3 protein-coding genes are annotated in these 7,109 nt (G+C 44.0%); all 3 read right to left on the bottom strand.

Annotated features, from left to right (window positions below; genetic code table 11):
• Positions 1–676 precede the first annotated feature (676 nt).
• The 3 genes from HMPREF9072_RS06745 to HMPREF9072_RS12650 all read right to left on the bottom strand — a co-directional run bounded on the left by HMPREF9072_RS06745 (position 677) and on the right by HMPREF9072_RS12650 (position 6,604).
• Positions 677–1,861, bottom strand: coding sequence for an efflux RND transporter periplasmic adaptor subunit (locus tag HMPREF9072_RS06745; RefSeq protein WP_009411030.1), 1,185 nt, complete (start codon positions 1,859–1,861; stop codon positions 677–679).
• A 5-nt stretch (positions 1,862–1,866) separates the two neighbouring features.
• A complete protein-coding gene (locus HMPREF9072_RS06750) occupies positions 1,867–6,198 on the bottom strand; it encodes a CusA/CzcA family heavy metal efflux RND transporter (protein ID WP_009411031.1) in 4,332 nt (1,443 codons plus the stop codon).
• A gap of 85 nt (positions 6,199–6,283) precedes the next feature.
• Complete coding sequence (locus HMPREF9072_RS12650; RefSeq protein WP_009411032.1) at positions 6,284–6,604, bottom strand: DUF6660 family protein; 321 nt, start codon at positions 6,602–6,604, stop codon at positions 6,284–6,286.
• Positions 6,605–7,109 lie beyond the last annotated feature (505 nt).

Genomic DNA, 7,109 nt, shown 5'->3' on the forward strand with positions numbered 1-7,109 from the left:
TGTGTTCTTAACGCTTCTTGCAAGGTCAAGCCCGATGGGTTTTCAAAAAATCTCCAGCCCTTGTCCGTTGTCCTGCGGGTAGTATTTTTTTGAAAAACCTTGCAGAAGCTAAACACAGACCTTTTATGGCACTCGAAACGAAACCAGCTCATTCCGACCTTTAAGCGAATAAAAAAAATGTCAAATATGAGAAAAATGCCGCTTCTTACAGATTGTTTTTTGAAACGAATACCGCTTTTCCTCCCATTGTCGAATAAAAATTTCAAACTATGTAGCTACCTAATTACGTTTTTACCTTCGTACATACTTGCTTGCTTTGATGCGTGAATGCAAAGTAATGTACAAATATACATATAGCTTTACATAGAATTGTAAATAACTCTGTAAGTAAGTGATTAAATATATTGCTAATATGCCCTAAATCACTTTATGAGCTTGTAGTATTTATCTTCTTTTCTTATGGTTAATTAAAATTTGACCTTTAGGGAGAATTTTCTGTTCACCGGAACAGAGCAAGTTGTGTTTTGAGGCACGCATTAGGCGTGTAGGCACCTCAAAACCACTTGCCCTTGCAGGGATTAAAACACACTCCGAAGTCGTGGTTTTTTACTTTTATATTTTTATTGTATTTCTAATGTAATAAAATTTTAATAATATATCCGATACATTACCAATTCTAATCACTATCTTTTCCAGCATTTACTAAGGTTGCGTTGATAAAGAATGCTCCTTTGGTGGCAATAGTCTGTTCGGGGGCTATAGGTTTTACAGGGGCAATGGCAGTATACCCACTTTCGGAAGCTCCTTTTACTACCTCCACTTTCTCAAAAGAGGTTTCTTTATCCGAAGTTTGGGTTACCAGAAAAATGTAGGATTTACCAGCATCCTCTACGATAGCCTCGTTAGGTACAGCAGGGGTCGTTTGTTTGTCAAGACTGATAACCCCTGTTACATTCATTCCATTGATGAGCCCTTGTTTGTCACCCTCTACGTGGCAATGTACAATGATGCTTTTGCTTTCGTTTTCAAACGAAGCCGCAATGTTATACACTTGGGCATCATATTCGCGAGAGGTGTTATTGGTAGGGTTGAAGTGCACTTGTTGTCCTACCTTAATGTAAGGCAAGTCACGCTCATACACTTGCAAGTGCAGGTGTAGCGAACTGTTGTCGATGATTTCCACAATAGGGGTGGAGGCATCTATATAAGCCCCTTTGTTAGTATATACCGCACTGATATTCCCACTAATAGGAGCCACTATCGCCAAAGTAGATTGCATTCCCTTATCGGTGAGTGTTTGAGGGTTTAAGCCCATTAGGCGTATTTGTTCTTCAAGCGAAGCTTTTTCGGTACGGAGAGTGCGTAGCTGAGTAGTAGCGGCTTGTAGGTTCTTACCAGTACCAGCATTCCCTTCATAGAGGGTTTGCTGACGGTCAAGTTCTTGTTTAGCAAGTTCTATCTGACCATTAACGGTGAGCAAGCGCTGTTGTTGTTGCAAGAATTCTGGGTTAGAAACAGTAGCGATTACTTGCCCTTTTTGCACATAACTGCCTATCTCTACCTTTACGCTCTTGATAATCCCCGCATATACAGTCGATACCTTCGCCTGATGGTCGGCAGGCACGCTCAGTATTCCATTGGCTTTGAGGGTAGCGGCAAGAGCTTTTTCTTCTATATGTCCCAAACGAATATCTACAGTTTGGATTTGAGCTTGGGTAAGGGTGGTGAGGTTGCCTCCTTCTTCGTGGTGTTCTTCGCGCTCTTCGAGCTTTTGATTATTGGTAGTTGTAGGAGTGCCATTGCAGGCTGATAGACTAATTCCTATAAGGATAAAAGCGATTTTTATACCATATTTTTTCATTTGTTTTACTGGTTTAAAAGGGATTGTATTTCTATTACTTTTTGATTAAGCGCCTCGATACTCTCAAGGTATGCCAAGCGGGTATCTACGGCTGTCTGTAGGGTGTAAAGGTACTCCACATAGCTTATTTCACCTGCGCTATACCCTAACTGATTGGCTCGGATAATGCGCTCGGCTTCAGGTAGCGCTTCTTGTTTGTAAAACTGATATTTTTGCAAATTCAGTTGGTATTCCTCTTGCAGATTTATCCATTGAGTTTTAAGCTGTTTTTCTGTTTGTTGAGCTGCTTCTATAGCTGCTTCTTTCTGATATTTATAAGCTTTCACCTTGGCACGGGTAGCGGTAAAAATAGGAACTGAAAGCCCTATGGTGGCAAAGTGAAAACGTTTACTTCTATCAGTATAGGTCTCTACCCCTCCAATGGTTTGCATTCCTATAAGAGACTGATTGGTATAGCCCAATGTAAGGTCGGGCAGGGCTTGGGCACGCTCTAGACGTTTGTTGTGCTCAGCTATGTTTGCTTCTTGATAGCTGAGTTGTACCAAAGGGTGCTGAGAGAGTTGTACATCCGAAGGCTCACTGAGTAACAAAGGCTCATACACGGGCGACTTGGTAATGGTAAATGCTTCTTCTGTTTGCATTAACGTACGCAAGTTGCGATAGGTAGCTTGTTGTATAGTTTTGTTCTGTTGAAGTAACAAACTTATTTCTCCTTTCTTCACTTGGGCAGTGTTAATATCTATCTTCTTGGTATCCCCTGCTTTATAGCGTACTTCAGCAATGCGAATAAAATTATTGTAGAGACTATCAAGCTGCAAGAGCTGTTCCTCTTTAAAAGTCAAATATTGCAATTGCTGATATGCGTTGCGCACTTGCCGCTTCAGTTCATTCTGCTGAAGGGCTAATTGCCCTTGTTGTAATTGTGTCTCTGCTTGATAGAGCTTTTTGCGAGCAGCAAATACTGTAGGCAAAGGAATAGATTGTGATACACCTACTGAAAGGTCTTTTTCAGCACTGCTGTACTGCCCGTATTGCCCTGTAAAGTCTGTTTTAGCCAATTCAAAAGAGGTTCGCTCTTTAGCACTTGCTCCTTGTAGCTTGAGTTGTGCTGCCTTAATCACTCCATTGTTCTTAAGGGCTATTTGCTCTATTTCTTGTAGCGAGTAAGACTGCTGAGCGTGTAGCGCTATAGGACTGATAAGCAATAGGGCTATCGTGAGTACTTTAGCTGAAGGACGGCGCCAAGAAAAGGTACTATTGAAAGCGATGTAAAGCAACGGAAGCACGAAGAGGGTGAGGAAGGTAGCCGATACTAACCCTCCGATGACCACAGTGGCTAAGGGACGTTGTACTTCTGCTCCTGCTCCTTGACTGAGCGCCATAGGGAGGAAACCTAAGCTCGCCACCATAGCCGTCATTAGCACAGGGCGTAAACGCATTTCGGTACCCGTAATCACGCGATGCAAAAGGTTGGTCATTCCTTCTTTTTTCAGCTGGTTGAAAGTGCCAATAAGCACTATACCGTTGAGCACTGCTACCCCAAAGAGCGCGATAAAACCAATACCCGCACTAATACTAAAAGGCATTCCCCGAAGAAGCAAGGCAAATACGCCCCCAATGGCACTCATCGGGATAGCGCTAAAGATGAGCAATGATTGTTTTATAGAATGGAAAGCAAGGTATAACAAGAAAAAAATCAAGAGCAGGGCTACCGGTACGGCAATAAGGAGCCTATCGGTGGCTTTTTGTAGGTTCTCAAACTGACCGCCATAGGTAAAGTAATAGCCCGTAGGGAGCTTTACGCCCTTTAATTTTTGTTCTATATCACTCACCACACTCTGCACATCGCGCCCTTGCACGTTGAAGCCAATGACGATACGGCGCTTGCCTGCTTCACGGCTCACCTGTGCGGGGCCTAATTCATATTTGATAGTGGCCAATTGGCTCATCGGCACCTGCCCATTTTCGGTAGCTACCATCATATGCTGTACATCGTCAATTCCGGTACGATGGAGGCTATCGAGGCGTACCACAAGGTCGAACCTTCGTTCGTTCTCGAAGACAACCCCAGCCTTCTTACCAGCAAAGGCGGTACTGAGTACCTCATTGACCTCTTGCACCGAAAGTCCGTAGTTGGCCAAGCGTACCCGATCGTAAGTAACATTGATTTGCGGAAGTCCGCTTACTTTTTCGACCTGTGGGGCGGTAGCACCTTCTGTTTTCTGGATAAGTTGGCTTACTCTTTGGGCGTAGTGGGCGAGGGTATCCATGTTTTCTCCAAAGATTTTTATCGTTACATCCTGTCTGACACCTGTCATCAATTCGTTGAAATGCATTTGTATAGGCTGGCTTTTCTCAAAGAAGACCCCAGGAATATCCTTGAGCCGCTCAATGATGGCATCTCCTAATTCCTCATAGGAGCGACCACTTTTCCATTGGTCTTGGCTCTTGAGTACGATCACAATATCGGAGGCTTCCAGCGGCATAGGGTCGGTAGGTATTTCGGCAGAACCTGTTTTGCCTATCACCATTTTCACCTCGTCGAACTCACGAATCAGGCGAGAGGCCTGCATGGAAGTCTCCAAGCTCTGCTTCAGGGAAGTGCCCGGTGGCAGAATACATTCAAAAACAAAATCGCCTTCTTGTAGTTGTGGAATAAACTCACCTCCCATACGGCTGAAAATGCCTACCGCAAGAACGAACAGTACCACGGTACTGCCTATTATCCATCCCCTAAGGCGGATAGAACGGACAAAGAGCGGTTGGTAGTGACGGTAGAGCCAGCTTATCATTCGCTCGGCAAAACTGCGCTTGTCACTTACTGTTTTAGGTAGGAGCAAAGCGCTCATGGCAGGGATATAAGTCAGGGAAAGGATCAGGGCACCCAAAATAGCAAAGACGACGGTTTGTGCCATAGGGCGGAACATCTTGCCCTCTACTCCTACCAAGGTAAGAATGGGAATATACACCATCAGGATGATAATCTCTCCGAAGGCGGCACTACTGCGTATTTTGGAAGCGGAATGGAATACCTCCTCATCCATTTGTGCTTGGGTAAGTCGTTGGTGGTTCTTTCGGATCGCCAAGTGGTGCATCACTGCTTCTACCACGATAACCGATCCATCTACGATAATTCCGAAATCTATCGCTCCCAAGCTCATCAGGTTGGCACTTACTCCAAAGAGGTTCATCATTCCTAAGGCAAAGAGCAAGGAGAGCGGAATGGCCGTGGCAACAATCAGTCCGGCACGCAGGTTCCCTAAGAAAAGTACTAAGATGAAGATGACAATCAGCGCCCCCTCTAAGAGGTTTTTCTCTACTGTATGGATGGCGCGTTGTACCAAGTCCGTGCGGTCTAAGAATGGCTCTATCACTACATCTTCAGGTAGGGATTGCTGTATGGTGGGCAGTTTTTCTTTGATACGACTGACTACCTCGTGGCTGTTTTCGCCCTTGAGCATCATCACTACCCCACCTACGGCATCCACCTCGCCATTATAGCTAAGGGCACCATAGCGGATGGCACTGCCCAAGCGTACCTCGGCTACATGCTTGATAAAGAGGGGAGGGGTGTGCTTGCCTACGGCTATATTGCCTATGTCTTCAAGGGAGCGAGCCATGCCTATTCCTCGGATAAAGTAGGCATTGGGGCGCTTGTCGATATAGGCACCTCCTGTATTTTGGTTGTTCTGCTCCAAAGCAGTGAAAATATCACTGACACTCACCCCCATGGCACGGAGGCGATCGGGGTCTATAACCACCTCATACTGCTTGAGTTCGCCTCCAAAGCTGTTGATTTCGGCTATTCCTTTGGTACCATAGAGTTGGCGAGCCACGATCCAGTCCTGCATGGTGCGGAGGTCTTTGGCGGAATATTTGTTTTTGCTCTGTTCCGTAGGGCGAATGATATACTGATATACCTCCCCCAGTCCGGTACTCACGGGTGAGAGTTCGGGCGAGCCTATGCCTTGAGGGATTTGCTCCTGTGCCTCCTTGAGCTTTTCATTGACTAGCTGGCGGGCAAAGTAGATGTCCATATCCTCGCTAAAGACGGCTGTGATGACCGAGAGTCCAAAGCGGGAAATACTGCGTGTTTCCTCCAGCCCAGGAATATTGGCGATGGCTTGCTCAATAGGAAAAGTAACCAGTTGCTCTACCTCTTGTGAGGCCAAAGTAGGGGTAGAGGTGATGATTTGTACTTGGTTGTTAGTAATATCTGGAACGGCATCAATGGGGAGCCTTGTAGCACTCCATACGCCCCAAAAAATAAGCATAAGGGTCATGAATCCTACAAATAGCTTATTTTTGATGCTAAATAGTATGATTTTGTCTAACATTTCTAATAAGAATTAATGATTAGTTAATGACTAATGATGGGTGAGATGACTAATGAACAATCACTTGAGATGAAGAAAGAAAAGACTATATCTTGGGAGGAGTCCAGATATTCCCATAGTAGTTCGAAGACCATACGGTCAGGGGATAGCTATAGGAGGGAATGGTTGCGGTGGCTTGAGCAATGGTTAAGGCCTCATAAGTAGTGGGCGTGCTGATTACCATTTGGCAGCAAGTGCAAATGCAGAAAGGTGAACAGCTATCCAAATGAAAATGAGAGTGTTCCCCAGTTGGGGCTGTTACAAATTCATAAGAAGCTGAAGACTCCTCACCTTCAAGCATATCCGTACAAGGCAGCCCAGTGAGTGCCAACAGATATAAGCTAAGTATGAAGGTGAAAAATCTCATATTGGGAGCAAAGATACATTTTTTTTCAATCTGACAAAATTTTTTGATTTTGTCGCATTCTACTACATAATTAAAAATAACACATCTGACACATTACCAGCTCCACGCAGACGTGCGTTGCTGCACGTCTGCGGGTGCAAAGGTAAATTTTTTTGGTTATATTGTCAAGATGTTGTACCTTTGCACCTAGAAGTTACTGAGAAAATAGGTATAATCAAATGAAATAAGAGCTATTACTAAATCATTACCTAATCTTCTTGTAATTCCTGTATCTTCTTTATTTAAAATAGATTATAAAAGTAGTTTCAATTTTGGGGCAAAAGTAATGCTTTTTTTTATTCTCAACTATTAAAGGAATGTTAAACTTTTATACAGTAACAAAAAACCAACCTCTTTCAGAATCCCACCGATTAATCACACTTCTCATTTGCTAATTTCCAAATTTGTTAATTCTCTAATTATCCCTTCTCCTTTTTCCGTCGCTACATTCCCCCTTTGAAGGGGG

The sequence above is a fragment of the Capnocytophaga sp. oral taxon 324 str. F0483 genome (genome assembly GCF_000318315.2).
Lineage (GTDB): Bacteria > Bacteroidota > Bacteroidia > Flavobacteriales > Flavobacteriaceae > Capnocytophaga > Capnocytophaga ochracea.

Excerpts from the sequence above, each read along its gene's own strand:
- HMPREF9072_RS06745 (WP_009411030.1), bottom strand. The coding sequence starts at position 1,861 with ATGAAAAAATATGGTATAAAAATCGCTTTTATCCTTATAGGAATTAGT.
- HMPREF9072_RS06750 (WP_009411031.1), bottom strand. The coding sequence starts at position 6,198 with ATGTTAGACAAAATCATACTATTTAGCATCAAAAATAAGCTATTTGTA.
- HMPREF9072_RS12650 (WP_009411032.1), bottom strand. The coding sequence starts at position 6,604 with ATGAGATTTTTCACCTTCATACTTAGCTTATATCTGTTGGCACTCACT.